The sequence below is a fragment of the Arthrobacter oryzae genome (assembly GCF_031454875.1).
Classification (GTDB): Bacteria; Actinomycetota; Actinomycetes; order Actinomycetales; family Micrococcaceae; genus Arthrobacter; species Arthrobacter oryzae_D.
In genome coordinates this window covers 522,380-549,316 of sequence record NZ_JAVDRQ010000002.1, presented here as the reverse complement: position 1 = coordinate 549,316, position 26,937 = coordinate 522,380, and the positions used below count along the sequence as shown (strand labels likewise).

26 protein-coding genes are annotated in these 26,937 nt (G+C 64.1%); 9 read left to right on the top strand and 17 right to left on the bottom strand.

Features of this window, described 5'->3' with window-relative positions:
- Positions 1-123 precede the first annotated feature (123 nt).
- The 4 genes from J2805_RS05810 to J2805_RS05795 all read right to left on the bottom strand — a co-directional run bounded on the left by J2805_RS05810 (position 124) and on the right by J2805_RS05795 (position 3,036).
- Positions 124-291, bottom strand: coding sequence for a DUF3117 domain-containing protein (locus tag J2805_RS05810; protein ID WP_009357720.1), 168 nt, complete (start codon positions 289-291; stop codon positions 124-126).
- A gap of 257 nt (positions 292-548) precedes the next feature.
- Positions 549-1,781, bottom strand: a complete 1,233-nt coding sequence (locus tag J2805_RS05805) for a hypothetical protein (protein WP_309970610.1) — start codon at positions 1,779-1,781, stop codon at positions 549-551.
- Positions 1,782-1,831: 50 nt separating this feature from the next.
- A complete protein-coding gene (locus J2805_RS05800) occupies positions 1,832-2,191 on the bottom strand; it encodes a DivIVA domain-containing protein (protein WP_309970521.1) in 360 nt (119 codons plus the stop codon).
- A 23-nt stretch (positions 2,192-2,214) separates the two neighbouring features.
- Positions 2,215-3,036, bottom strand: a complete 822-nt coding sequence (locus J2805_RS05795; protein WP_309970518.1) for an LOG family protein — start codon at positions 3,034-3,036, stop codon at positions 2,215-2,217.
- Positions 3,037-3,200: 164 nt separating this feature from the next.
- Between J2805_RS05795 and J2805_RS05790 the strand changes: the two genes are divergently transcribed.
- The 4 genes from J2805_RS05790 to J2805_RS05775 all read left to right on the top strand — a co-directional run bounded on the left by J2805_RS05790 (position 3,201) and on the right by J2805_RS05775 (position 6,513).
- Positions 3,201-3,956: an amino acid ABC transporter ATP-binding protein gene (locus J2805_RS05790; RefSeq protein ID WP_309970515.1), complete on the top strand. Its 756-nt coding sequence runs from the start codon at positions 3,201-3,203 to the stop codon at positions 3,954-3,956.
- Between the two features lie 69 nt (positions 3,957-4,025).
- Positions 4,026-4,913, top strand: coding sequence for a glutamate ABC transporter substrate-binding protein (locus tag J2805_RS05785; RefSeq protein ID WP_309970510.1), 888 nt, complete (start codon positions 4,026-4,028; stop codon positions 4,911-4,913).
- Between the two features lie 95 nt (positions 4,914-5,008).
- Positions 5,009-5,659, top strand: coding sequence for an amino acid ABC transporter permease (locus J2805_RS05780; RefSeq protein ID WP_309970507.1), 651 nt, complete (start codon positions 5,009-5,011; stop codon positions 5,657-5,659).
- On the top strand, positions 5,656-6,513 hold the full coding sequence (locus J2805_RS05775) for an amino acid ABC transporter permease (RefSeq protein ID WP_309970504.1): 858 nt from the start codon (positions 5,656-5,658) through the stop codon (positions 6,511-6,513). Before J2805_RS05780 ends, J2805_RS05775 begins: the two co-directional genes overlap by 4 nt.
- A 76-nt stretch (positions 6,514-6,589) precedes the next feature.
- Here J2805_RS05775 and dapE read toward each other — a convergent pair whose 3' ends face one another.
- On the bottom strand, positions 6,590-7,711 hold the full coding sequence (gene dapE, locus J2805_RS05770) for a succinyl-diaminopimelate desuccinylase (RefSeq protein WP_309970501.1): 1,122 nt from the start codon (positions 7,709-7,711) through the stop codon (positions 6,590-6,592).
- 50 nt (positions 7,712-7,761) lie between these two features.
- Between dapE and dapD the strand changes: the two genes are divergently transcribed.
- A complete protein-coding gene (dapD, locus tag J2805_RS05765; protein WP_309970498.1) occupies positions 7,762-8,793 on the top strand; it encodes a 2,3,4,5-tetrahydropyridine-2,6-dicarboxylate N-succinyltransferase in 1,032 nt (343 codons plus the stop codon).
- Positions 8,794-8,849: 56 nt separating this feature from the next.
- Positions 8,850-9,701 carry a hypothetical protein gene (locus J2805_RS05760; protein ID WP_309970496.1) on the top strand — a complete coding sequence of 284 codons (852 nt, stop codon included), beginning with the start codon at positions 8,850-8,852 and terminating at the stop codon, positions 9,699-9,701.
- Positions 9,702-9,711: 10 nt separating this feature from the next.
- Here the strand turns inward: J2805_RS05760 and J2805_RS05755 are convergent, their stop codons facing one another.
- Together J2805_RS05755 and J2805_RS05750 are read right to left on the bottom strand one after the other, a co-directional pair.
- Entirely contained in the window at positions 9,712-10,323 is a 612-nt protein-coding gene (locus tag J2805_RS05755) for a hypothetical protein (RefSeq protein WP_309970493.1), read from the bottom strand.
- Between the two features lie 58 nt (positions 10,324-10,381).
- Positions 10,382-11,020, bottom strand: coding sequence for a TetR/AcrR family transcriptional regulator (locus tag J2805_RS05750; RefSeq protein WP_309970488.1), 639 nt, complete (start codon positions 11,018-11,020; stop codon positions 10,382-10,384).
- A gap of 80 nt (positions 11,021-11,100) precedes the next feature.
- Here J2805_RS05750 and galE point away from each other — a divergent pair, with 80 nt between their 5' ends.
- On the top strand, positions 11,101-12,114 hold the full coding sequence (gene galE, locus J2805_RS05745; RefSeq protein WP_309970484.1) for a UDP-glucose 4-epimerase GalE: 1,014 nt from the start codon (positions 11,101-11,103) through the stop codon (positions 12,112-12,114).
- Between the two features lie 113 nt (positions 12,115-12,227).
- On the opposite strand, the gene J2805_RS05740 is transcribed toward galE, so the two are convergent.
- The 3 genes from J2805_RS05740 to fdxA form a co-directional block, all read right to left on the bottom strand.
- Complete coding sequence (locus J2805_RS05740) at positions 12,228-13,511, bottom strand: citrate synthase (protein ID WP_043482784.1); 1,284 nt, start codon at positions 13,509-13,511, stop codon at positions 12,228-12,230.
- Between the two features lie 260 nt (positions 13,512-13,771).
- On the bottom strand, positions 13,772-14,920 hold the full coding sequence (gene dapC, locus J2805_RS05735; protein ID WP_309970480.1) for a succinyldiaminopimelate transaminase: 1,149 nt from the start codon (positions 14,918-14,920) through the stop codon (positions 13,772-13,774).
- Between the two features lie 10 nt (positions 14,921-14,930).
- Entirely contained in the window at positions 14,931-15,257 is a 327-nt protein-coding gene (gene fdxA, locus J2805_RS05730; protein WP_055796733.1) for a ferredoxin, read from the bottom strand.
- Between the two features lie 168 nt (positions 15,258-15,425).
- Between fdxA and J2805_RS05725 the strand changes: the two genes are divergently transcribed.
- Positions 15,426-15,671 (top strand): putative acetyltransferase, encoded by a 246-nt coding sequence (locus tag J2805_RS05725; RefSeq protein WP_309970476.1) that lies wholly within the window; start codon positions 15,426-15,428, stop codon positions 15,669-15,671.
- 87 nt (positions 15,672-15,758) lie between these two features.
- Here J2805_RS05725 and J2805_RS05720 read toward each other — a convergent pair whose 3' ends face one another.
- Both J2805_RS05720 and typA read right to left on the bottom strand, forming a co-directional pair.
- Positions 15,759-16,118 carry a hypothetical protein gene (locus J2805_RS05720; RefSeq protein WP_309970473.1) on the bottom strand — a complete coding sequence of 120 codons (360 nt, stop codon included), beginning with the start codon at positions 16,116-16,118 and terminating at the stop codon, positions 15,759-15,761.
- A gap of 48 nt (positions 16,119-16,166) precedes the next feature.
- Complete coding sequence (gene typA / locus J2805_RS05715) at positions 16,167-18,095, bottom strand: translational GTPase TypA (protein WP_011692656.1); 1,929 nt, start codon at positions 18,093-18,095, stop codon at positions 16,167-16,169.
- 274 nt (positions 18,096-18,369) lie between these two features.
- Between typA and J2805_RS05710 the strand changes: the two genes are divergently transcribed.
- The gene (locus J2805_RS05710; RefSeq protein ID WP_309970467.1) at positions 18,370-19,323 is read left to right on the top strand and encodes an SGNH/GDSL hydrolase family protein; all 954 of its coding nucleotides are present in this window, start codon (positions 18,370-18,372) and stop codon (positions 19,321-19,323) included.
- A 116-nt stretch (positions 19,324-19,439) separates the two neighbouring features.
- Here J2805_RS05710 and J2805_RS05705 read toward each other — a convergent pair whose 3' ends face one another.
- From J2805_RS05705 to J2805_RS05685, 5 genes are all read right to left on the bottom strand, one after another.
- Entirely contained in the window at positions 19,440-21,155 is a 1,716-nt protein-coding gene (locus J2805_RS05705) for an ABC transporter ATP-binding protein (RefSeq protein WP_309970463.1), read from the bottom strand.
- Positions 21,156-21,166: 11 nt separating this feature from the next.
- On the bottom strand, positions 21,167-22,117 hold the full coding sequence (locus tag J2805_RS05700) for an ABC transporter permease (RefSeq protein WP_309970459.1): 951 nt from the start codon (positions 22,115-22,117) through the stop codon (positions 21,167-21,169).
- Positions 22,107-23,036 carry an ABC transporter permease gene (locus J2805_RS05695; protein WP_309970456.1) on the bottom strand — a complete coding sequence of 310 codons (930 nt, stop codon included), beginning with the start codon at positions 23,034-23,036 and terminating at the stop codon, positions 22,107-22,109. Before J2805_RS05695 ends, J2805_RS05700 begins: the two co-directional genes overlap by 11 nt.
- A gap of 134 nt (positions 23,037-23,170) precedes the next feature.
- On the bottom strand, positions 23,171-24,856 hold the full coding sequence (locus J2805_RS05690) for a peptide ABC transporter substrate-binding protein (protein ID WP_309970453.1): 1,686 nt from the start codon (positions 24,854-24,856) through the stop codon (positions 23,171-23,173).
- Positions 24,857-25,095: 239 nt separating this feature from the next.
- Complete coding sequence (locus J2805_RS05685) at positions 25,096-26,931, bottom strand: ABC transporter ATP-binding protein (RefSeq protein ID WP_309970450.1); 1,836 nt, start codon at positions 26,929-26,931, stop codon at positions 25,096-25,098.
- Positions 26,932-26,937 lie beyond the last annotated feature (6 nt).

Sequence of the window (26,937 nt, the reverse complement as noted above, 5' to 3'; positions counted from 1 at the left end):
CACGTGGGGACGGAGCCTTCTCAGAAGAGCCGGTCGCTGGCCGTTAAAGTGGAGACCTCACAAATTTGAGAGTCCAACTTTCGGGGACCAGTTCATTCCGGCCACGGGCCCTGCCCACCAAAACTATTCGGTAACGCCGACGAGGCATTCCTTCAGGTTTGCCGCCTCTGCTGCGTTAAGTTCGACCACAAGCCGCCCCCCGCCTTCGAGCGGCACACGCATAATCAAGCTGCGGCCCTCTTTGGTTACTTCCATAGGGCCGTCGCCGGTGCGTGGTTTCATAGCCGCCATGAGGAAAATCCCCTCCAATAGTCCCAGGACCTACCAGCCCGGGCGGGCTGTGGCCGCGTCGTCAAACAAGCCGCTATGGCGGCCTAGCAGCTGCCGCCATGGCTGAACAGTTTTGAATGCAATTTCGAGTCCAACGGGCTCTGCAATTTGTTCATGCTTAACCCCTATTATCCTGTAATTACCCGCCTGTAGCTAATTGATGGATTTTCTTCATCGGTTGGAAAATTGTGGCCGCTGTCATAGCGACCCGCTTCCGGTCAGGGCGGATAGTCTCCCCCGCCAGGCAGTTGCGCCCAGGCCCACAGCCACACGATCCACACAATCTGGAGCAGCACGAACATGGTGACCACCGCCCCGCGATAGGCCCGCGAGCGCGAGATCAGGGCGGCACTCAGCGCCAGCGGAAACAGCGGCAGCAGCATCCGGAACGTGCTGGTCTGGGGGTGCAGGAACACCAGCAGATACCCCATGTAGCAGACGCACCAGAGCCGCAGCTCGGCCCCGAGCGCCATCACCGGCGAGGACGTCATCAGTAGCCCGAAGAGAGCCACAAAAACAAATGGTGCGAGGACGCCCAGGAGGGGGCCAAAAAGCTGGATCCCGGTATCGAACCACGGTTTGAAGGGCACCAGGTCGTGGCCGCGCCAAACGGTTTCAGTTTTGGTATAGGCCGCGGGATCCCCAGTCACCGCCCACGCAATGGCGGGCCACATCAGGGCACTGAGTCCGCTGACTGCCGTCAAAGCTGCCAGGGCGATAAGCTCACGCCCGCTGTGCGGCAGGGGGCCGCGGCTGTCCGGAGCGGCGGGACGGGTCCGCTGCCACAGGCGGTAGGCGAGCAGCCCTCCGGCCATCGCCGCGAAGGGGACGCCGGTTGGCCTGGAGAGACACATGAGGACAACCACAGGCATAGCCCACAGGTACCGCCGCTGCATCACCAGGAGCAGTGCGGACGCCAGCAGCAGCAGGTTGAGGGATTCGGCATACGGCACCTGGAGCACGGCGGCGACAGGAAAAGTGGCAAAGAAGACCACTGCCCACATCGCAGTGCGGTGGCCGGCCTTCTGCCGGAAGAGGCAATAGACCACAAGGGAAGCGCCTAGTCCGGCGGCCATCGCGATGAAGGTCAGGGCCAGTGCGGGCTCCAGCCCCGTCATGGCGGACAGCGCCCTCCCCAACATCGGGAACAGGGCGTAGAAGGCCCAGGCGTTCTCCTGGACGTTGCCGCTTTCGTCCACGGGCAGCTGGCTTGGGTACCCGTTCCGGACCACTTCGCCGTACCACCGGGCATCCCAGATATTGATGAAGTTCCAGTAGTCCGGCTTTGCAGGGAACCACGGGTTGACGCCCTGGTGGAGTGCAGCGGCCATGAAGATGCACGCGCTGACAATCCGGGCGGCAACGTAAACGGCGACTACTTGCCCCCACCATGGCCACGTGCCCGAGCGCGCGGCGGCGGCTGCCACACTTCGCCGGACCAGGCCGTTCAGGCCCCGGCTATCCCCCGGCGCCGCCTGCCCGGCGGAGGTGTCAGGTCGGCTCAAGGCCCGCTCTCCCCGTGCTGAGCGGAGGCGTGGAGTTCCGCGCGCAGCCGTTCAATCTCACGGTCCTTGGCGGCAATCTGATCTCGGAGTTCGTCCAGCACCTGGTCAACCTGGTCCATACGGTACCCCCGCAGGCCAAGGGCAAACCGGACCCGGTCGACGTCGGCAGGCGAGGCTTCGGCCGGAAGGAGCACCGGCGGGAGGGAAGCGACAGGCTCGTCGAATCCGTCCAGGAGGGCTGAGCCGCCGGGCCGGCGCCGCCGAAAAATACGGGCCCCGAAATCAGCTCCGAAGAAGAGTGCGGCGCCGATCAGCACGATGGCAAGGAATATCAGGAAGAAACTCACAGGATCCATCGTGCCAGACCTCGCCACGCCCGCTATTCAGGGCGCTGGTTGCCGATCGGCCCGCCATTGTTGCTGGCACTGCCCGGTCCCGGGCGGATAGCACCGTGGATGACGAGGTCCACCGCATGCGCCGGCTCGTCAACAACCTGGATGAGCCCAAGGTCCTTCTCGGAAATCATCCCGTCTTCCACCAGCGTGCCCCGGATCCACTCGAGCATCGGGCCCCAGAAGGCAGTGCCCAGCAGCACGATGGGGAACGAGGTGACCTTTCGGGTCTGCACCAGGACCATGGCCTCGAAGAGTTCGTCCAGGGTGCCCAGCCCGCCCGGCAGGACAATGAATCCCTGCGCGTACTTCACGAACATGGTCTTGCGTGCGAAGAAGTAGCGGAAGTTGATGCCAAGGTCCACCCATTGGTTGAGGCCCTGTTCGAAGGGCAGCTCAATGCCCAGCCCAACGGATACCCCGTTGCCCTGGACTGCGCCCTTGTTCGCGGCCTCCATGGAGCCCGGACCGCCCCCGGTGATGACGGCTACCCCGGCTTCAGCCAGTTTGCGGCCCACTTCGACGCCCAGCTCGTAGTACGCGGAGCCGGGCTTGGTGCGGGCGGACCCGAACACGCTGACGGCCGGGCCGAGGTCGGCGAGCGCACCGAAACCTTCCACGAACTCGCTCTGGATCCGGAGCACGCGCCACGGATCAGTGTGGACGAACTGACCGGGGCCCTTTGTGTCCAACAGGTGCTGGTCAGACATCTCCACCGCCGCCTGTTTACGGCGAAGCTCCAAAGGCCCCTTGTGACGGGTGGCAATGGGAGGTACTGGAGTTGAAGAAGGCTGCGGATCGGTACTCATCCACCAAGGCTAGCGCGCTTATCCAAGCCCGTCTGTCCGGAATGTCCCAAGCCGCGGCCGACGGCGTTCGACCCGCTGACCAGCAGGTATCTCTTGAATTACGATCTGTAGGAACTTGGAGTGATTGCCGTCATATCTGGCTAATGTTCGCTAGATTCTCTCTTATGACTACTCAAGTGCCCGGCGATGCTCTCGTCTCCCTGAAAGCCGTGAATAAGCACTACGGCCAGCTGCACGTACTCAAGGACATCAACCTGAACGTCCGCAAGGGCGAAGTTGTTGTGGTCATCGGACCGTCAGGTTCCGGTAAGTCCACACTCTGCCGGGCCATCAACCGCCTGGAAACCATCGATGACGGCAAGATTGCCATTGATGGCAAGGAACTCCCGGAGGAGGGCAAGGAACTCGCCAAGCTGCGCGCCGACGTCGGAATGGTCTTCCAGTCCTTCAACCTCTTCGCGCACAAGACCATCCTGGAGAACGTCACACTGGGCCCGATCAAGGTCAAGGGTGTGCCCAAGGCGCAGGCCGACAAGGATGCGATGGCCCTCCTGGAACGCGTCGGCGTCGGACACCAGGCGCCCAAGCTGCCGGCGCAACTCTCCGGCGGCCAGCAGCAGCGTGTGGCGATTGCCCGGGCGCTGGCCATGAAGCCGAAGGTCATGCTCTTTGACGAGCCCACCTCGGCCCTTGACCCGGAAATGATCAACGAAGTCCTTGACGTCATGATCCAACTGGCCAAGGAAGGGATGACCATGATCGTGGTCACCCACGAGATGGGCTTCGCCCGCAAAGCCGCCGACCGCGTGGTGTTCATGGCCGACGGCCAGATCGTCGAGGACACAGCTCCCGAGGAGTTCTTCACGAACCCGCAGAGCAACCGTGCCAAAGACTTCCTGTCCAAGCTCCTCACTCACTGATTCCACGGGATCGCACCTACTCAGTTCGCACCCAGGCCACTACAGTGGCCGCCAATGAAAGGAAATGTCATGAAGGCATTTTTGACACGACGGAAGTCCTTTGTGGTTGCAGCCTCAGCAGCCCTCGCTCTGACCTTGAGCGCTTGCGGCGGCAGCGGCCCCGGCACCACCAGCGACCCGACCGTTGCCGAAAAGCCCACCTTTGCTGCCGGCAGCACCATGGAGAAGCTCGCCTCCGCCGGATCCATCAAAATCGGCACGAAGTACGACCAGCCGCTGTTCGGCCAGGTTGGCCTGGACGGCAAGCCGATCGGCTTCGACGTCGAAATGGGCAAGCTGATTGCTGCCAAGCTGGGCATCGCAGCGGACAAGATCGAGTGGTCGGAAACCGTCTCGGCCAACCGCGAACCGTTCATCGAACAGGGCAAGGTGGATCTGGTCATCGCCACGTACACCATTAACGACAAGCGCAAGCAGGTCGTCAGCTTTGCCGGGCCCTATTACGAGGCCGGCCAGGCGCTGATGGTCAACAAGGACAACGACTCCATCAAGACGCCCGAAGACGTCAAGGGCAAGAAGGTCTGCTCCGTGACCGGCTCCACCCCGGCAGCCACCATCGTGGAAAAGTACGGAGCAGAACTTGTTCCCGCCGCTACTTACTCCGCCTGCCTCGAGCCGTTGCGCAACAAGCAGGTCGAAGCCGTGACCACGGACAACGTGATCCTCGCCGGTTTCGTGGACAAGGAACCTGACGCCTTCAAGCTGGCTTCGGACGAAACCTTCACCAAGGAGCCGTACGGCATCGGCCTGAAGAAGGACGACACCGTATTCCGGAACTGGATCAACGACCAGCTGGAGGAATTCGCCAAGGACGGGTCCTACAAGAAGGCCTGGGAAGCAACCGCCGGCTCCGTCATCAAGACTGCCCCGGAACTTCCGGCCATCAACCGTTACTAGGTAGCAACGGCGGCTTCCGGGGAATTCGTTGCACGCATTCCCCGGAAGCCGCCACCCTGCCTTTTGACCCCCTATGCCTAGAGCCGAAGGATCCTATGGAAGTCATCATTGAAAACCTCCCGCTGTATTGGGAAGGCCTTCTCCGCACCCTTTTCCTGTCCGTCGTCTCCGGGATCATCGCCCTCATCCTCGGAACACTCCTGGCAGCAGCCCGTGTCTCCCCCGTCGCCGCCCTTCGGGGATTCAGCACCGTCTACGTGGAAGTCCTCCGGAACACTCCGCTCACCATTGCCTTCTTTTTTGCGGCTATCGTCCTGCCCCGTCTCGGCGTGACATTTCAGCAGTTCGAGGTCGCTGCGATCATCGCCCTCAGCGCCTACACAGCGGCCTTCATAGCCGAAGCAGTCCGCTCAGGCGTAAACAGCGTCCCTCTTGGCCAAGCGGAGGCCGCCCGCAGTATCGGCATGAATTTCGGCCAGGTCCTGAATCTCATCATCCTGCCGCAGGCGCTGCGGACCGTTATCCCGCCGCTGATCAACATCCTGATCGCCCTCGTCAAGAACTCCTCCGTCGCCGGCGCGTTCTTTGTCCTGGAACTGTTCGGCTACGGCCGCCAGATGGCCAATGCCAACGGTGACCAGGTCATGGCAGTACTGCTGGGCGTTGCGTTCTTCTATCTGCTCCTCACCATTCCGCTGGGCATCCTTGCCAGCACGGTGGAACGAAAGGTGGCGATTGCCCGATGACTTCAGTCCTCTACGACGTTCCCGGCCCCAAAGCGCGCCGGGTCTCGCTGATCGGTTCCGTGGTTGGAAGCGTGCTGATCCTGGGTCTCCTGGCATGGATCGTCATGACGCTCTCCCAGCAAGGCATTTTTGAAGGCCGCCGCTGGGCCATCTTCACCCGGGGCGACGTCTGGATGCTGCTCGGAAATGGCCTCGGTGCCACGCTAACCGCCGCCGCCCTCGCCGCAGTGATCGCGTTCCCCCTCGGCCTGATGTTCTGCCTGCTGCGCATCTCGCTGATCGCCTGGATCCGGATTCCGGCCCGCGTGGTCCTGGAATTCCTCCGCGGTATGCCAGTTGTCCTGATGATGCTTTTCGTTCTGCTGGTATTCGGGACGAGTTCCTTCGTCGCGGTGGTGGCGGGGCTTGTCCTCTACAACACCGCCATCTTCGCGGAGATCATCAGGGCCGGCATCCAATCACTGCCGAAGGGACAGCGGGAGGCGGGCCTGACCATCGGCCTGACCAGTTTCCAGTCCCGGATGCTCGTCGAACTGCCCCAGGCCGTCCGGCGCATGATGCCGTCGCTGGTGGCCCAGCTCGTGGTGCTGCTGAAGGATACGTCCCTCGGTTACATCGTGGCGTACGGCGAACTTCTGCGCGCGGTCCAGGTGATGGCGGACTTCCTGGGTAACGCCTACCTGTTCCCCATCTTCTTCGTGGCTGCCGCCATCTACATTGTGATCAACATCCTCGTTTCCCGGCTCGCAATCTGGATCGAACGCCGCGGCTCCAATAAGGCCGCCGGCGGCGTGGCCAAGGCGCCAACCGCCGTCGTTGCACCGGAACTGCCGGAAGTGCGCGAACCCAAGTAGCAGTATTCAGTACACAGCAGAAGGGTCCGCAGCTTGCAAGCTGCGGACCCTTTCGTGTGTGGGAGGAAAGCGGGGGTCAGCCCAGCCAGGTCCGCAGCGCGCGGAGGCATCCACGCACGGCTTCGGCGTCCACATGTTCGTTGTCCTTATGCGCCAGCAGCGGATCCCCGGGGCCGAAATTCACGGCAGGAATTCCCAGTTCGCTGAAGCGCGCCACGTCCGTCCAGCCATACTTCGGTTTGGGTTCCGCTCCGACGGCGGCCACGAAGGATGCGGCAGCGGGATGGTTCAGCCCCGGCCGCGCGCCGGCGGCACTGTCCGTTTTGACCACATCGAAGCCCGCCAGGAGCTCACGGACATGTGCCTCCGCCTGTTCCGGAGTCTTGTCCGGAGCGAACCGGTAGTTGATTTCCACCACGCAGCGGTCCGGTATGACGTTGCCCGCCGTACCTCCGTTGATCCTGACCGCGTTGAGGCTTTCCCGGTAATCCAGTCCGTCCACGTTGACGGTGGCCGGCTGGTAGGCGGCCAGCCTCGCCAGTATGGGTGCCGCGGCGTGGATGGCGTTGCTTCCCATCCAGGCACGGGCCGAATGCGCCGCTTCCCCGACGGTGGTCGCCTCCAAGCGCATTGTGCCGTTGCAGCCGCCTTCCACCGTTCCGTGCGTTGGCTCCAGCAGAATGGCGAAGTCACCGTCGAGGAGCCCGCCGTGGTTTCGGACCAGCCGCCCGAGTCCGCTCTTGACCGCTTCCACTTCCTCGTGGTCGTAGAACACAAAGGTGACGTCCTTGCTGGGTTCCGCGCCGCCGTCGAACATAGACGCCGCCAGGGCAAGCTGCACCGCGACTCCGCCTTTCATGTCGGTGGTGCCCCGGCCAAAGAGCAGGCCCTCCCCCGGCGCACCTGACGGCCAGAAGGAAGGGACGGTGCCGAGGGACCCTTCGGTGGTCGGCAGGGGCACCGTATCCAGGTGCCCGGCCAGGATGACCCTCTCCGGCCGGCCCAGGGCCGTGCGGGCAATGATGGCGTCGCCGTCCCGGATGACGTCCAGCTGCGGAATCCTCCGCAGGGCATGTTCGACGGCGTCGGCCAGCTCCTTCTCATTGCCCGAGACACTGTTGATGTCAATGAGCGCAGCGGTGAGGAGGGCAACGTCCTGGCGGAGGTCCAGGTGGGCGGAGGCGGTTTGAGCAGTCACGATCACAGTCTAGTTCGAGACCTGCTCCCGGCTCTCGATAGACTGGAGCCATGACTGAAACCGCTGCCGCTTCCGCCGTGCCCGCTGACAATTCCGCGTCCGCCGACGCCCGCTCCGCCTATGGCTACGGTGTAGCCACCATCTCCACCCGCAACGGTGAGGCCACCGTGCTGGATGTCTGGTTCCCCGCGCCGTCCCTCGGAACTGCAGCGGACAGCCTCCGGGACATTGAAAACGCGGATCCGGTGCTGGCCGAAATTGCCGCAGCCGGCACCGACGCGGACCGCGGGACCGAACAGCAGGTTGTGTTCGTCCAGGTTCACCTGGACGAAGCACCTGCCGACACGGCCGACGCCTACCTCCGCCTGCACCTGCTCTCGCACCGCCTGGTCCAGCCCAACACCATCAACCTGGACGGCATCTTCGGTAAGCTCCCCAACGTCGTCTGGACGAACTTTGGTCCGGCTGCTGTTGAGGGCTTCGAACTGACCCGGGCCAAGCTGCGCAGGCGCGGTGCCGTCACTGTCTACGGCGTGGACAAGTTCCCGCGCATGGTGGACTACGTGGTGCCCGCGGGCGTCCGCATCGCCGACGCCGACCGCGTCCGGCTTGGCGCGCACCTGGCCGAAGGTACCACGGTAATGCACGAAGGCTTCGTCAACTTCAACGCCGGAACCCTCGGAACATCCATGGTTGAAGGCCGCATCTCGGCCGGCGTCGTGGCCGGCGACGGCACCGACGTGGGCGGCGGCGCATCGATCATGGGCACCCTGTCCGGCGGCGGCAAGGAAAAGATCTCGCTGGGCGAACGCGTTCTGCTGGGCGCCAACGCCGGAGTCGGAATCAGCATCGGTGACGACTCGGTAGTGGAGGCCGGACTGTACGTCACCGCCGGCACCCGTGTCCGTGTGATCGGACCGAAGGATGCCGACGGCGAGGACACCACCAAGGTGATCAAGGCTGTGGAACTTTCCGGTGTGCCCAACCTGCTGTTCCGCCGCAACTCCACCACCGGCGCTGTCGAGGTGCTCCCCCGCAAGGGCCAGACCGTGGAACTCAATGAGGCACTCCACGCCAACTGATTCCACCTTCCCGCAGATGTTCAACCGGCCCGTTCAGGGCCTGAGGGAGTAGCCTCGTGTCACGGAGACGTGGCCTGCGCCGCCTGGTAATTCTGGGGCTGGCCCTGGCCCTGGTTGCCGGCGGAATCTACACGGCTGTGGCTTTCATCCAGCGCTCGGAAACGCTTGTTGCTGAAATGTGCACTGCCGCCGTGGGGTCCGGGAAAGCCGAACTGGCAACCGACCAGGCGGCAAACGCCGCCCTGATCACCGCGGTTGCGGTGCGCCGGGGACTGCCGCCGCGCGCGGCGAGCATTGCCCTGGCCACCGCCATGCAGGAATCGAAGCTGCGCAACATCGAGCACGGCGACCAGGCCGGGCCGGATTCCCGGGGCCTCTTCCAGCAGCGGCCCTCGCAGGGCTGGGGTACCGAGGAACAGGTAATGGACCCTTATCATTCAAGCGGGGCGTTCTACGACGCGTTGGTGAAAATCCCCGGATACGAGTCCCTGGAGATCACGGCTGCCGCCCAGCAGGTCCAGCGCTCGGCCTACCCGCAGGCCTATGCACAGCACGAGGACATGGGCCGGGCGTTTGCCTCCGCCCTGACCGGGCAGTCCACGGAAGCACTGGACTGCACGCTCAAGTCACCGGAAGGGCCCGGCGACGTCCAGGCTGTCCTGGGCGAACTGACCGCAGCCTTCGGCAATGTCCCGGCGGCTGCGGACGGCAGCACCATCGTGCTGGAGGCGAGCGGCAGCCAGGCCTGGGCCCTGGGGCAATGGGCGGTGGCGAACGCGAAATCGCTGTCGGTGACGGAGGTCGGCGTCGAGGGACGCAGCTGGGACCGGAAGTCCAGGAACGGCTGGCAGGCTTCGGGCGCCCCAGCGGGCCAGGTCACGGTCACGGTCGCTGACGGCACGTCCTGATGGCACGTGCTCAGACGAGCAGTTCCACCACCGGCTGGACGTAGCTCCGGAACACCTCGGGCTGGGTCAGGAGTTCATTGCTCATGATGATCTTGTCCGGTTCCAGGTACCAGGCCCGTGGTTCCGTCAGCGGGAGTTCGATAATCGTGAGCTGGAAGTCCCGTGAACCGCGGCCCACTTCGAGCAGCCTGTCCTCCACCATGTCGCCGAGTAGCTGCGGGGCGCCGCTGGCCTCCCTTTCGGCTTCCAGCTCTGCGTATTCAGCCCGGCGTTCCCGTGCCCAGGTGAGGGCGGACCCGAAGTGCGCCTGCAGTACGCGGCGCAGGGCCGGCGAGTTGCCAAAGGCGTCGAACCCGGGAGGCGCCACTTCGGGGGACATTTTGGGATGCGCCTTGAGGAGCTGCTCCCACCAGGCCTCCCATTCTGTCTTCAGCGCGCTGATCCCGCCGACCTCGGACGTGAGGTTCGCGTGGTCCACCGGGCGGATCTTCGGGGCCACGTGGCAAAGCGCCGGACGTCCAGCACTGTCGAGTCCGGCGGCGTCGCGAACATACAGTGCAATGAGCATGGGACCCGAGGTGTCCATAGTGATTCGCCAGCCAGGACCGCCTGTGTGGTGCATCCGAATGGCCTCCCTTGGCTTGTTTACTGTCCCAGTGTATTCCTGATGACTACCGACGTTAATGGCCGGGTCGAGACTCGCCAAGGCTTTGCAGGTGGGACGCCAGGACGTCCCGGCACATTTCCGCGGTCATCCATTCAGGCTGCAGCAGGGCGTGCATCGTCAGGCCGTCCAAGGTGGCGAGAAGCCGTTCCGCTTCCGTGACCAGGAACTGGTGACCGTCGTCGTCTCCTGTCTCCCCCGGCGCCTGAAGTTCCATGATGAGCCACCCCACCACGGCGGCGACGGCCCGGTGGCTGCGGTCAGCTTCGGCGGCCAGGAACGGCCTGATCCGGGCAGCGTTCTTAAAGGCCATCCAGACGCACGCGTCCACGGCCCGTTCCTCGTCGAGCGGCAGGAACTGGCCCAGCAGGGTTAACACTCCGTCACGGTGCCCCGCCGTCCCCGGAGCCAGCTGCAGGAGGTCTTCCCGGGCTGCGTCCAGCCGCCCGGTGATCCGGTCCACCACCACGCCGAAGGAGTGGGCCAGCAGCTCGTCGCTGCTGGCGAAATAGTGGCGGACGGAACCCACGGCAAGCCCGGCCTCATCAGCGACTTCACGCAGCGAGGCCCGTTCCAGGCCGTCCGCCGCGATGATCCTGAAGACGGCTTCAACAACTTCCTGTCGCCGGACTGCGGCATCAACGATTTTAGGCACCCCTATTATTTAGCACAGTTGTGTGGCCAAGGTGTGGGCAACACGGGCGGCAGTGCAGGCGATTGGGATAGCGTTGGCCCATGAGAATTCTGGTCACGGGCGGTACCGGGTATATCGGGTCGCACACAGTTCTGTCGCTGCAGGAAGCCGGCCATGAGGTAGTGGTCGTCGACAACCTGGTCAATTCAAGTGAGGAGTCGCTCCGCCGCGTGGCCGAACTCAGCGGCAAGGCAGCGGTGTTCCACAACGTTGACCTCGTGGACGAGGCGGCCGTCAACGGCGTCTTTGCGCAGGACCGGATCGACGCAGTGATCCACTTCGCCGGGCTCAAGGCTGTGGGCGAATCCGTCCGGGAGCCGATGAAGTATTACTACAACAACCTCGTCGGCACGCTGAACCTGATCCGCGCCATGGACCGGCACGATGTCCGCACGCTCGTGTTCAGTTCCTCCGCAACCGTGTACGGCGAGCACAACCCCATCCCCTACGTGGAAAAGATGGAGATCGGGGCCAACAACCCCTACGGCCGGACCAAGGAACAGATCGAGGACATCCTGTCGGATCTCGGCGCGGCGGACAGCCGCTGGCACATCGCACTCCTGCGCTATTTCAACCCCGTGGGCGCACACCCCTCCGGCCGGATTGGCGAGGACCCCCAGGGCATCCCCAACAACCTCGTCCCCTTCATCGCGCAGGTGGCCGTGGGCCGACGGGACAAGCTCATGGTATTCGGCGGCGACTACGACACCCCGGACGGCACCTGCCTCCGCGACTACATCCACGTCGTGGACCTTGCCGAAGGCCACGTGGCAGCCCTGGACCACGTGGCTGACCGCACGGGCGTCTTCCGCTGGAACCTTGGTTCCGGCAAGGGCTCCTCGGTGCTGGAAGTGCTGCATTCCTTTGAAAAGGCCGTGGGACACAAACTCCCCTACGAAATCACCGGCCGCCGTGCAGGCGACCTGCCGGCATTCTGGGCCGATGCCACCTCTGCCCTGGCCGACCTGAGCTGGTCCACCACCAAGTCCGTGGACCAGATGTGCGAGGACCACTGGCGCTGGCAGAAGAACAACCCCATGGGCTACGACTCCTGACATCCCGCCTGCAGTAACAGCATCCCTGCTATGAGGTTAAGCAACGACGCCGGCCGCGCACCTAAGGTGCGCGGCCGGCGTCGTTATGGGCCGAATATTGGAGCCGGCGGGGACTAGCTGGCCGGGTAGTTGCGCTCCGGCTCTCCTGTGTAAAGCTGGCGCGGACGGCCGATTTTCGTGCTGGGATCGTTGATCATCTCGCGCCACTGGGCAATCCAGCCCGGCAGGCGGCCAATGGCGAACAGCACGGTGAACATCTTCTCCGGGAAGCCCATGGCCTTGTAGATCAGGCCGGTGTAGAAGTCCACATTCGGGTAGAGCTTGCGCTGGATGAAGTAGTCATCGCCAAGGGCCTTCTCTTCGAGGCGCATGGCGATGTCCAGCAGTTCGTCGTTGCCGCCGAGCTTGCCGAGCACTTCATGTGCCGTGTCCTTGACGATCCTGGCCCGGGGATCGTAGTTCTTGTAGACGCGGTGTCCGAAGCCCATGAGGCGGACGCCGTCTTCCTTGTTCTTCACCTTCTCCATGTAGTCCTCGGGCTTGATGCCCTCGGTCTGGATCTGGCGCAGCATCTTGAGCACCGCTTCGTTGGCGCCACCGTGAGCGGGGCCGAACAGGGCATTGATGCCTGCGGAGACGGAGGCGAAGAGGTTGGCGTTGGACGAGCCGACCAGGCGCACCGTGGACGTGGAACAGTTCTGTTCGTGGTCCGCGTGCAGGATCAGCAGAAGGTCCAGGGCCTTGACCATCACCGGGTCCAGCTCGTACTGCTCAGCCGGGAGACCGAAGCTGAGGCGCAGGAAGTTTTCCACGAGGTTCATGGAGTTGTCCGGGTACAGCATGGGCTGACCGATGCTCTTCTTCAGCGCATAGGCGGCGATGACCGGCATTTTCGCCAGGAGCCGATACGTGGAGACTTCCACATGCTCGGCGTTGAAGGGATCCAGGGAGTCCTGGTAGAAGGTGGAAAGGGCCGACACTGCCGACGACAGGACGGGCATCGGGTGGGCGTCGCGGGGGAAACCGCCGAAGAAGCCCTTGAGCTCTTCGTGCAGCAGCGTGTGGCGGCGGATGCGCTGGTCGAACGCGTCCAACTCTGTGGGCGTCGGCAGGTTGCCGTAGATCAGCAGGTAAGAAACTTCCAGGAAGCTGGAGTGCTGGGCGAGCTGTTCGATCGGGTATCCGCGGTACCGCAGGATCCCGGCATCGCCGTCGATGTAGGTGATCGCCGATGTGGTGGCCGCGGTGTTCATGAAGCCGGGGTCAAAGGCGACGGCGCCTGTCTGCTTTAGCAGTTTGGAAACGTCATAGCCTTCGTTTCCTTCTACAACCTTGATGCGCGGGAGTTCGAGTTCGCCGCCCGCATGGCGCAGGGTTGCGCTGGTGGTCTCAGTCATGGAGTCTCCTCATGAGGCGTCAGGGCCTCTCTGTAGAAAGCTTGATCCAACATCTGGTGAAGCCGTCCGCGGAGCCTGCATGGACAGGGATTCCAACGGTCGGGCTACCTTCTTGTAGAAAGCCACCATTGATAGTCAGTTAAAAAGTACCGCTCCTTGGCAAGGTGGCACTAATCCGGTTGTGCCGAAAAGCCCCAAAAACGCCCCACTTGTGTCGCGAGTCACACCATTGTTACGGACCTGCGGCTGGTTCGTGGCGGCTACGCGCCAGTGCTCAGCCGTGCCACGGCCGCATCGATCCGTTCGTCCGGAGCCGTGAGGGCAACCCGGATGAACCCGTTGCCTGCATCGCCGTAAAAAACACCGGGGCCCACCACGATGCCGAGGGCTGCCAGCCTGCCGACCGTGTCCCAGGTGGCTTCACCGGATGTGCACCACAAGTAGAGCCCGGCCTCCGAGTCGTGGATGGTCAGCCCGAACGCCTCGAGAGCCGGCACGATCCGTTCCCGCCGGTCGCGGTACAGGTCCTTCTGCGCTTGGACGTGGGCGTCGTCGCCAAGCGCCACACGCATGGCTTCCTGAACCGGGTAGGGGACGATCATGCCGGCGTGCTTGCGGCTGTTCACCAGGTTCGCCATGATCACCGGATCACCGGCCACGAACGCGGCCCGGTAGCCCGCCAGGTTGGACTGCTTGCTCAGCGAATAAACCGCCAGCAGGCCTTCGTGGGAATCTCCGGCAACGCGCGGGTCAAGGATGCTGGGAACGGGCTGGCCGCCGCGCTGGACGTCCCAGTCCCCCCAGCCAAGCTCTGCGTAGCACTCGTCGGATGCCACGACGGCGCCGAGGCTGCGGGCTTGGTCGACAATGTGCTTGAGGGAGTCCGCGCCGCGGACGCTTCCGGTGGGGTTGCCCGGCGAATTGACCCATACCAGGCGGACGCGCTGCCGCGTTTCGTCGTCCAGTTCGTCGAGGTCGTCCGCGGCAACCTGTTCGGCTCCGGCGAAAGTCGCCCCGATGTCGTAGGTGGGGTATGCAACGGTAGGACGGACGACGACGTCGCCCGGCTTAAGTCCCAACAGGAACGGCAGCCACGCCACAAGTTCCTTTGAACCGACAGTGGGCATCACGTGCTGCGGGTCCATCCCCGGAACGCCGCGGCGGCGGCCGAACCAGTCGGCGATGGCGGCACGAAGTGCCGGCGTGCCGTGCACCGTCGGGTACCCGGGGGCGTCAGCCGCTCGCTGGAGCGCCTCCCGGACCACTGCTGGCGTGTGATCCACCGGAGTGCCGATGGAGAGGTTGACCGCGCCGCCAGGGTGCTCCGCTGCCTTGGCGAGATAAGGCGCCATGGCCTCCCACGGGTAGTCGGGCAGGCTGAGGCCGAAGCTGCGTACCGCCGATGTCACGCCAGGCGCCTCAGTGGTCCTGGTTCTGGGGCGGCAGGGCCGCGATCATCGGGTGATCGGTGTGGGTGTTGCCAACCTTCGCGGCTCCGCCCGGGGATCCGAGATCGTCAAAGAATTCGACGTTGGCCTTGTAGTAGTCGGCCCACTCGTCCGGGGTGTCATCCTCGTAGTAGATCGCCTCAACAGGGCAGACAGGCTCGCAGGCACCACAGTCGACGCACTCGTCCGGGTGGATGTAGAGGGACCGCTCACCCTCGTAGATGCAATCGACGGGGCATTCTTCAATACATGCCTTGTCCTTGACATCTACACACGGCTGCGCGATTACGTACGTCACGTCCCTTGCCTCTCCACGTTGGTTCCGGCACCCGGCCGGCGATCATTCCCGGCCTAAGCGCCGGACTGCTGACTTCTGAGCCTATTATCTAACAGCCTGTTCCCGCGAACCTAGCGTCGCGTCTTACAAGCCCGACGTCATACAAGCCCAGGGTCCTAGTATGAAGTGGTGAATTCGCAGACTCCCACCCCCCGGCAGTTCCTTGAAGGCGCCCCCCTGGGTACGCGGGTGGTGGTGCGATACAGGATATCGGATGGCCTGACGGACGCGCTGGGAGACCTGGTGGGGATCAGCGAAGCCGACTGCATCGTCCGCACCCGGCGGAGCGACGTCGTGATTCCCTTGGCACTGGTGGTGGCGGCGAAGCCGGTGCCCCCGGCGCCGCCGCGGCGTGCACCCAGGACGGTTCCCTAGAGGATAGTTCCGCAGAGGACGGCCACGCAGCGAAGGACAGGCTCCTTCAGCCGGATGACATCCGAGGCCCGGCGGTTCCAGGTAAGTTCAATGCCCGCGCGGCTGCCGGTAACGCCGGCACCAGGCGAGCATCAGGACCGATGTCCCGGCGATGCCGTAGATCCAGATGTTTCCGGAAACGTCCCCGGCGATGAGCCGCTTGCCGGGCTCCAGCATCGACCACCAGCCGGCCAGCATGTAACTAAGCACGCCGCACACCGCCGCCGGGATCACAGACCGGAAGGCGGCGCCGAGCAGCAGCTGCACGGAGCCGAGCAGAACCAGCGCCGCCACAGCGCCCCAGGGCAGGACGACGCCGGACAGCGCCCACTGCTGGCGGTGCAGGGCCGTCCCTGCAGCGGCAACAAATAGAGCTGCCGGCATGGCGACGGCAATGCCGCCTGCCATGCCGGCAGCTCTATTGTTCACGAGAGTGATGACCGGAACGTGCCGGGATCAGACCTTGGCGCGGGCGCGGTTGGCCTTGGCTCGCTCGTTGGTGTCCAGGATGACCTTACGGATGCGGATGGACTCCGGGGTAACCTCAACGCACTCGTCCTCGCGGGCGAATTCCAGGGACTCTTCGAGGGTCAGGTCGCGCGGCGGCGTCAGGTTCTCGAAGGTGTCGGAGGAAGCGGCACGCATGTTGGTGAGCTTCTTTTCCTTGGTGATGTTGACGTCCATGTCATCGGCGCGGGAGTTCTCGCCAACAATCATGCCCTCGTAGACCTCGGAGGTGGGCTTCACGAAGAAGGAGCCGCGTTCCTGCAGGTTGATCATGGCGAACGGCGTCACAACACCGGCGCGGTCGGCGATCATCGAACCGTTGGTGCGGTACTCGATCGGGCCGGCCCAGGGCTCGTAGCCCTCGGAGATGGAGGCTGCGATGCCGGCGCCGCGGGTGTCCGTGAGGAACTTGGTGCGGAAACCGATGAGGCCACGGGCCGGAACGATGAACTCCATGCGGCACCAGCCGGTGCCGTGGTTGGCCATGTTGGTCATACGGCCCTTGCGGGCAGCCATGAGCTGGGTGACGGCGCCGAGGTACTCTTCCGGCACGTCGATGGTCATGTGTTCCATCGGCTCGTGGATCTTGCCATCGATGGTCTTGGTGACAACCTGCGGCTTGCCGACGGTCAGCTCGAAGCCTTCGCGGCGCATCTGCTCCACGAGGATGGCCAGCGCGAGCTCGCCACGGCCCTGGACTTCCCAGGCGTCGGGACGCTCGGTGGGAAGAACCTTGATGGAGACGTTACCGATCAGTTCCTTGTCCAGGCGGTCCTTCACCTGGCGGGCGGTGACCTTGGCGCCCTTGACCTTGCCGGCCAGCGGCGAGGTGTTGATACCGATGGTCATGGAGATCGCGGGATCGTCCACGGTGATCAGCGGCAGCGGCTGCGGGTTCTCGGCGTCGGTCAGGGTCTCACCGATGGTGATCTCCTCGATGCCGGCGACGGCGACAATCTCGCCCGGGCCGGCAGATTCCGTGGGGACGCGGTCCAGCGCCTTGGTGGCCAGCAGTTCGGTGATCTTGACGTTCTTCAGCTCGCCGTTGGCACGAGCCCAGGCGACGGTCTGGCCCTTGCGCAGGGTGCCGTTGTAGATACGGAGCAGAGCGAGGCGGCCCAGGAACGGGGAGGCGTCCAGGTTGGTGACGTGCGCCTGCAGGACACCGTTCGGGTTGTACGTCGGCGCCGGGATGTGCTCAATGATGGTCTTGAACAGCGGCTCGAGGTCCTCGTTCTCCGGAGCGGTGCCGTCTGCCGGCTGCTCCAGGGAGGCGCGGCCAACCTTGGCTGCTGCGTAGACGACCGGAACTTCGAGAATCTTGTCCAGGTCGAGGTCCGGAACTTCGTCGGCGAGGTCGGAGGCCAGGCCCAGGAGCAGGTCCATGGACTCGTGGACGACTTCTTCGATCCGCGCGTCGGGGCGGTCGGTCTTGTTGACCAGCAGGATCACCGGCAGGTGCGCGGCGAGGGCCTTGCGAAGCACGAAGCGGGTCTGGGGCAGCGGGCCCTCGGAAGCATCGACGAGGAGCACAACGCCGTCAACCATGGACAGGCCGCGCTCCACCTCGCCACCGAAGTCGGCGTGGCCCGGGGTGTCGATCACGTTGATCGTGATGGTCTCGCCCTTGGAGGACGGTCCGTTGTAGGCCACCGTGGTGTTCTTGGCCAGGATGGTGATACCTTTTTCGCGTTCCAGGTCACCGGAGTCCATGACGCGGTCTTCGAGGTGGTTATGCTCGGCAAAGGAGTTGGTCTGTTTGAGCATGGCGTCGACCAGCGTGGTCTTGCCGTGGTCAACGTGGGCCACGATCGCGACGTTGCGCAGGTCACTGCGCGATGCAGTGGCTACCGCGGTGTTGGTGGTGGTTTCAGACATGCGTTATTGCTCGATTCAGTGGTGAAGTCAGCTGTGGTATCGCGACATTTCCAACCGGAACGCACGACGGATGAGACCCTTTGGCACAGGGCACCTGCTACAAGTCTAAGCGCTATGTCATTTATTGGCCTAAAAACGGGAAATTGGCATGGTTCCGGGCCCGTTACAGGATCGTCACCGCAATGGGACGAATAGTGCCTAAAGTTACTGGATATTCCCCGTGCTATGCCCCATCATTACGGTGATAACAGCAAAGCAAAGCCCGGAGACATAGATGCGAAACGCCTCGGCTCTGACCCGCTTCGTCGCACCTATGATCGCCGCCGGCGTTCTGATGGCCGGCTGCGGGCAGGCACCACCAACACCAGACGCTGCCGCGGGATCCACCGGTCCCGCCGCCAGTGTGCAGGCGTCGCAGCCGTCCCCGGAAGCCGTTGCCCCCAAGGCGGCAGCCGACCCCCGGAAATCAGCAGCCGCCCCCGTTGCCGCGGCGCCGGGCGAACCGGTTGCTGCCGGCGCTGCCGGTAAGGCACAGCTGGCCCAGGCACCGGACCCGTCCACCATGGCGCCGGGCTCCGTGTACAAGAACCCGGCTAACGGTCGGAACGAAGTCATTGTGGCCAACATCAGGCGGACAGCGGTCCTGATTGGCGATTCCCAGTCCGAACCGGAAGCCGGCTGGCCCCGCCAGGGACTGGCCGCCGTCGGCTACAACGTCTTCTTCTGCGGCCGCGGCGGCACCGGGTTTGTTGCCTCGAACGGCAAGACCGGGAACTACATCGACGCGCTCCAGCGCGGTGACTGGCAGCTCCCCTACGGTTCGCCGGGGCTTGTGGTCATCCAGGGCGGCGGGAACGATGCCGCGCGCGGCGCCACTGACGCCCAGATCGTGGCCAACGCCGAACGCCTGATCTCGTCGCTCAAGCAGCGCTATCCCGGGGCCAAGTTCGCCATGATCGGCACCCTGGCCCGCGGCATCAACTACGGCGGCGGCCGCCGGTCGCAAGTGGATGCCCTGCTCGGTACGGTCGCGGCCAAGCACTCCATTCCCTTCGTCAGCGTGGGCGACTGGCTGACGAAATACAACCTGGCAAAGGACCTGGCCGACGGCGTGCATATGAACAACGTCGGCCACAAGGCATTGGGTGGCCTGCTGGCCACCAGGCTGCAGGAACTGGGACTGCGGGCTCCGGCTGAGCTGGCCACCTCGGCGTTGCCGCTGGGTTAGCCGGGCGTCCCGGCTCCAGTCGCCGTCCACGTATTAGGACGCCGTATTAAACAGTGAGAGGAGCCGGTGCCCGCCCCATCGAGGGCGGGCACCGGCTCCTTCTTTATGGGGATGCCTTAGGCAACTTCGGGCGGCAGCATCAGCCGCGCGCCCGGAATGGCGTGGAGCAGTGCCTTCGTGTACTCCCGCTGCGGAGCGTCGAAGACGTCATCCGTTGAACCGGTCTCAACCAGCCTGCCCTTCTCCATGACGCACACGTGGTCCGCGATCTGGCGGACCACTGCAAGGTCGTGGGTGATGAACAGGTAGGTCAGGCCAAGCCTCGACTGCAGGTCCGCGAGCAGGTTCAGCACCTGCGCCTGGACCAGCACGTCGAGGGCCGACACCGCCTCGTCGCAGATAATCACTTCCGGGTCGAGGGCCAGTGCACGAGCGATAGCAACGCGCTGCCGCTGGCCGCCGGACAGCTCGTTCGGGTACCGCTGCATGGTGGACTGCGGCAGCGCCACCTGGTCCAGGAGCTCACGGACCTTTTTCTCACGGCTGGCCTTATCCCCGACCTTGTGGGTCCGCAGCGGTTCCTCGATGGTCCGGAAGATGTTGTACATCGGGTCAAGGGAACCGTAGGGATCCTGGAAGATGGGCTGCACGCGGCGGCGGAAGGCGAAGATCTCCTTGCTGTTCAGCGTGGAGGTGTCCACGCCGTCGAACACGATTTTCCCGGACGTGGGCTTCTGCAGGTTCAGCACCATCTGCGCCACAGTGGACTTGCCGGATCCCGACTCGCCCACAATCGCCGTCGTGGTGCCGCGCCTGACGTTAAAGGAGACGTCATCGACGGCGGTGAAGTCGGTCGACTTCCCGAAACCCGAGCGCAGTTTGAACACCTTGCGGAGGTTCTGGATCTGCAGCACGTCTTCGGTCACGCTCGGCTCGACAACCACCGGCTCGCCGGGAGCCAGCAACTCGTCCGAATCCACACCGAGTTCCTTGGCCACCTGGATGCGCCGCGACGCCAGGGACGGTGCCGAGGCGACAAGCCGCCGGGTATACGGGTGCTGCGGGTTCTGCAGCAGTTCCAGGGACGGGCCGGCTTCCACTACGTTGCCCCGGTACATCACCACCACCTTATCCGCGCGTTCGGCTGCGAGGCCCAGGTCGTGGGTAATGAGCAGCACGGAGGTACCCAGTTCCGAGGTCATCGTTTCGAGGTGGTCAAGGATCTGGCGCTGGACGGTGACGTCGAGTGCGGACGTGGGCTCGTCGGCGATGAGCAGCCTCGGCTGGCAGGACAGGCCGATCGCGATCAGCGCACGCTGGCGCATGCCGCCGGAGAACTCGTGCGGGTACTGCTTTGCCCGCCGTTCGGCGTCGGGAAGGCCGGCCTCGGAGAGAACCTTTGCGACGTCGGCCGGTCCGCAGGGACGGCCGTTGGCCCGCAGCGTTTCCTTGACCTGGTAGCCGATCTTCCAGACCGGGTTCAGGTTGGACATCGGGTCCTGCGGGACCATGCCGATGGTGTTTCCGCGCAGCTCGATCATGCGCTTTTCCGAGGCATGGGAAATGTCCTCGCCGTCGAGCAGGATCTGCCCGCCGGAGACCCTGCCGTTGCCGGGCAGCAGGCCGATGGCGGCCAGCGCCGTCGTCGACTTTCCGGAGCCCGACTCCCCCACAATCGCGACGGTTTCACCGGGCATGATGGTCAGGTGGGCGTTCCGCACGGCCTGGACCTCACCGGAACCGGTCTTGAAGGAAATGGCGAGGTCGCGGATTTCCAGGAGCGGCTTGTCGGCCAGGTCAGCCTCACGGATTCCGACATCGGATGTTGTCATGATTGCCTCGTTCATCGTTGACGGCTCTTCGGGTCGAGGGCGTCGCGCAGGGCGTCGCCGAGCATGATAAAGCTCAGGACGGTAACGGACAGCGCCATTGCCGGGTACAGCAGGATGGCCGGGTTGGTGCGCACGGACGACCTGGCGGCGGCGATGTCATTGCCCCAGGACATGATGCTGCCGGGCAGCCCGATGCCGATGAAGGACAGCGTGGCCTCCGCCACGATGAAGACGCCGAGTTCCATGGTTGCCAGGACGATGATCGGCGCGAGCGCATTCGGCAGCACGTGCCGGACCAGCGAGCCGATGCGAGAAACGCCCAGCGAACGGGCCGCCGTGACGAAGTCGGCGTTGCGTACTTCCATCACGGCGCCGCGGGTGATGCGGGCCATCTGCGGCCAGCCCAGGGCCACGAGGATCATGACCACGGTCCAGACGCCGCGGTTGTCCCGCATGAACGGAAGCTGCGAGACCACCAGCGCGCCCAGGACCAGCGGGAGGGCGAAGAAGATGTCTCCCAGACGGGCTATCACAGCGTCGATCCAGCCGCCGTAGAAGCCTGCGATGGCGCCGAGGGTGACCCCGATGAGGGCGACAAAAAGCACGGAGAAGACGCCCACCATTAGCGACGCCTGGGTGCCGTGGATGATGCGGGAATACACATCGCAGCCCTGGAAGGTGAAGCCGAGCGGGTGCCCTGCCGCCGGAGCGCCGTCGGAATTTGCCAGCTGGCAGTTGTTGTTGGGCGCCACCTGGGTGAACAGCCCCGGAAAGAGCGCCACAATGATGATCAGGGCGATCATCACCGCGGAAATGATGAACAGCGGACGACGGCGGAGCTTGCGCCAGGCATCTGCCCAAAGGCTCAGCGGTGCCTGGTCTGCTTTGAGCGAGTCCGTTGCGAGCAGAGGGGTCTCCTCCACGGGGGCAACGAAGTGCTCGATTACGCGATTAGTTTTCATAACGGATCCTCGGATCAAGCCAGGCGTACAGCAAATCGACCAACAGGTTGGCCATGACGAACACGAGCACCAGGACGCTGACAATCGCGACGACGGTGGGGCCCTCGCTGCGGATGACCGCCTGGAACAGCTTCTGGCCGACGCCCGGGACGTTGAAGATACTCTCCGTGACGATGGCACCGCCCATCAGGCCACCGAGGCTGGCGCCCAGGTAGGTGATGACCGGAATCATTGAGTTGCGCAGGATGTGGGTGACCACGACGCGCGGCCGTGACAGGCCTTTCGCCGTGGCGGTGCGGACATAGTCGGCGTTCATGTTTTCAATCACCGAAGCGCGCGTGAGCCGCAGGACATAAGCGAAGGAAACCAGCCCCAGCACCGTGGCCGGCAGGATCAGGTTGCCCCAGTCGGCGGTGGCTCCAACGGTGGGTTTGGCCCAGCCGAGCTGCACGCCGATCAGCAGCTGCAGGACGAAGCCAAGCACGAAGGTGGGGATGGCGATGACCACCAGGGACGCGATAAGCACCGTTGCATCGAAGACCTTGCCCTTGCGGAGTCCGGCGATGAGGCCAAAGGTGACGCCGAAGACAGTCTGGATAATGAGGGCTTCGACGGCCAGCATAACGGTGACGGGGAAAATCCGGCCCAGGGACGCCGCGATGGGCTGGCCGGTGAAATCGACGCCGAGGTTGAACGTGAACAGGTTCTTGAGGAAGAGACCGTACTGCACCCAGAACGGCTGGTCGAGGTTGTACTGCTGGCGGAGCTGCGCGATGACGGCTTCGCTGGGGGGACGGTCGCCGAACAGTGCGCGGATGGGGTCGCCCGGCAGGGCAAAGACCATGAAGTAGACGAGCAGCGTGGTTCCGATGAACACCGGAATGATCTGCAGCAGGCGCCGGAGAATGTACTGGATCACAGCAGCGTCTCCTGAGCGTTAAGGGGGCTAAGGGGGATCATTAGGACAGCTTTCGTGCCGGTTCCAAGGCTATGGGGGCCCGGCTTTGTGGCCGGACCCCCATTAGCTTTTGACGTGGATTTTTGTTCCGAGGACTACTTGGCGGTGATGGCCCAGTACTGCAGGACACCGTTCCAGCCGGAGTCAACATTGCTGACGTTCTGGCTCCAGACGGCCTGGCGTGCCTGATACCACAAGGGCAGGTTCGGGAGATCCTGGAACAGGATCTCCTGGGCCTGGGTGAACTTCTTGTTGGCGTCGTCCGTGGACTTCGCCGCCAGGCCTTCGGTGAGCAGCTTGTCGAACTCAGGGTTCGTGTAGGCCTCGTAGTTGGCGCTGGCCCCAGTCTTCAGGACGGGTCCCAGGAAGTTGAACAGCGAGGGGTAGTCTGCCTGCCAGCCGGCACGGGTCAGGCCCGGCAGGTCCTTGGCGGTGCGCAGCTTAAGGATCTCTGCGAACTTGGCGAACGGCTGGCCTTCGGCCTTGATGCCCAGGTTGTTCTTGAAGTTGTTGGCAACGGCGTCGATCCATTCCTTGTTGCCGCCGTCGGTGTTGTAGGCAAGCTGCAGGGTCTGGTCGGCCGGCCACGGGCTGATGGCATCTGCCTTCGTCCACAGTTCCTTCGCCTTGGCGGCATCGAACTTCAGGACATCGGAGCCGGCAACATTGTCGTTGTAGCCGTCAACGGCCGGGGACGTGAAGTCCTTGGCCGGGATGCGGGTGCCGGAGTAGATGACCTTGGTGATCTCTTCGCGGTTGATGGCCATGGACAGCGCCTGGCGGCGGAGCTTGCCGGCTTCGCCTTGGAACTCGGGCAGGTAGCCCGGGATGTTCAGGGTGGCGTTGCCTGCATACGGCTTGTTGAGGTGGTTCTCAGGGAAGTCCGTGGTGTAGGTCTTGAGGGCGTCCGTCGGCAGAACGTCCGTCACGTCGAGGTTGTTGCCCTGGATGTCGGTGTAGGCCGGCGCCGGGTCGGTGTAGAACTTGAAGGTCACGCCGCCGTTTTTGGCAGCACGCGGGCCCTGGTAGTCAGCGTTCCTGACCAGTTCGATCTGGCTGTCGTGCTGCCAGGCACCTTCCTTGGCCATCTTGTACGGGCCGTTGCCAACCGGGTTCTCACCGAACTTTTTCGGATCCTTGATGGCGTCAGCAGGCAGCGGCATGAAGGCGGAGTAGCCAAGGCGCAGCGGCCAGTCCGCTTCAGGCTGTGCCAGCTTGACGGTGATGGTGGAATCGTCCTTCAGGGCCAGGCCTGAGAGGGTCTCTGCGGTGGGGGCCGGGACGTCGATGTCCTTGCCGTCCGCGCCCTTCTCCGTCTTGGTGGCGCTGACCGCGTCATAGCCTTCGATGGATTCGAAGAAGCTGCTGTTGCTCTGCGCGTTCGTGCTCAGGGCGGCGAAGTTCCACGCGTCAACGAAGCTCTTGGCGGTCACTGCCTCGCCGTTGGTGAACTTGGCGCCGGACTTGACCTTGATGGTGTAGTTCTGGCCGTCCGGGGATTCGATGGACTCGGCCAGCGCATTGACGGACTTGCCGCTGGGGTCGTAGCTCCGCAGGCCCTCGAACAGGAGTTCGACGACGCGGCCGCCGTAGACTTCGCCGGTATCGGCGGGCATCAGGGGCTTCTGCGGCTCGTTGCTGTACGCCGTAATGACCTTGTTGGGATCGCCGGCAGCCTGGCTGGCACCTTCGGTGGAGCCGCTTCCGGCGCCGCATCCGGTCAGGGCGAGGGCTGCGATCGCAACCATGCCCAGTGCTTTGGAAGTGCGCGACAAACGCATTCCGCCTCCTATGAGTTGTGGGAGTTGAGTAGGGAAATCTTGTGCTTCCCTGGCAGGCCGGGCACAGAGTTTTCCTGTGACGTGGCATACATAAGTGAGTAGCCTAACCTCAAGATGTCCAAATAATGGAACTCCGTTGCCAAACCGTGACCGGGTCACAATTTGACCATCGGAGTCAACATCGGAGCATTTCAAGTCACATGTTACTCACTGGTATGCTTCCCCTGATGTGACGGACGCTACTCCGCTCCACTCGCCATCAACTGTGCCCGCAACTCCCTCCGCTCCCGCTGTTTTTCGGGGTCCGGAAGGGGCACCGCAGCGAGGAGTCGCTGGGTGTAGGGCTCCTGCGGATTGCGCAGGATCTGGTCCCTGGTGCCCTGCTCCACGATCCTGCCCCGTTGCATCACGCAGATACGGTCGGCCAGGACGTCGACCACTGCCAGGTCGTGCGTTACGAACAGGCAGGCGAAGCCGAGGTCCTTTTGGAGGTTCTGGAACAGTTCAAGCACTTTGGCCTGCACGGACACGTCCAGCGCCGACGTCGGCTCGTCCGCCACCATCAGCTTCGGTTTGAGCGACAGGGCCCGGGCGATGCCCACACGCTGCTTCTGCCCGCCGGACAGCTCATGCGGGTACCGGTTGCGGTAGCTCCTGGGCAGCTCAACCTGGTCCAGGAGAGCCTCGATCCGCTTCTGCAGGGCGCCTCCCTTGGCTTCGCCGGCAAGGAACATCGGTTCGCCAATGCTCTCGCCGATCGGAAGGCGGGGATTCAACGACGACGACGGGTCCTGGAACACCATGCCGATGTGGCGCCGGACGTGGTGCAGCTGTTTCCCGTTTTTCTTGGCGGCGGAAATATCCTGGCCCACCACCCTCATGGTGCCTGCTGCAACAGAGAGGAGCCCCACGGCGGCCCGCCCGATGGTGGTCTTGCCCGAGCCTGATTCGCCCACCAGCCCCACCACCTGGCCGGGGTAGATCACCAGGTTTGCGCCCTCCACAGCCCTGAACGCCGGGACGCGGCCCTGCTTGGGGTATTCGATGGCAACATCGGTAAGTTCCAGGACGGGTTCGCCCTGGGGCCGCTCCGCGGCCGCGGCGGCAAGCGCCTCAGCATTCTCCTGCTCGCGGCGGACCAGGTCCTCATGGCCCACCGAATCCAGTTCAGCATGGGTGGCGGCAGCCAGTGCCGCGGTGACATCCACCTCGGTGCCATTCACCGCACCGCCCTGGCCGAGGTGCGGAACCGCTGCCAGCAGCGACTGCGTGTATTCATGCCGGGGGTTGCGGAAGACCTGTTCGGCCGTTCCCGTTTCCACAATCAGCCCCCGCCGCATGACGGCGATACGGTCCGCCAGGTCGGCTACCACCCCCATGTCATGGGTGATCAGCACAATGGCGCTGTCCAGCTTGTTCCGCAGGTTGCGCATGAGGTCCAGGATCTCGGCCTGGACGGTGACGTCCAGGGCTGTGGTGGGCTCATCGGCAATCAGCAGTTTGGGATCGCACGAGAGCGACTGCGCGATCATGGCACGTTGCCGCTGGCCGCCCGAGAGCTGGTGGGGGTAGGACCTGAACGCCTTCTCCGGGTCCGGCAGTTCCACGAGTTCCAGCATCCGCAGGGCGCGTTCCTTGGCCTGGTCCGGTGAAACCTCATTGTGGAGGCGCACGGTTTCAACGATCTGCGCGCCGACCGTATACACGGGGTTGAGCGCGGTCATCGGCTCCTGGAAGATCACGGCAACATCCTTGCCGCGGACCTCCCGAATGTTGGCGGCATTGGCTCCGAGGAGTTCCTTGCCGGAGAGCCGGACGCTGCCGGAAACCCGGCTGTTGCTGGGCAGGAGGCCCAGCAAGGCCATGGAGCTGGCGCTTTTGCCGGAGCCGGACTCCCCTACGATGGCAAGGACTTCGCCTGCCCGGACCTCATAATTCAGGCCAATGGCGGCCGGCACCCATTTCTTTTCCACGCCGAAGTCGACGCTGAGGTCGCGAACTTCCAGGACGATAGCTCCCTTGGCGGGCTCCTGCGCCCGGGCGGCGTCCTGGTTCGGGGTGATGTTGTCAGTCATGACGGG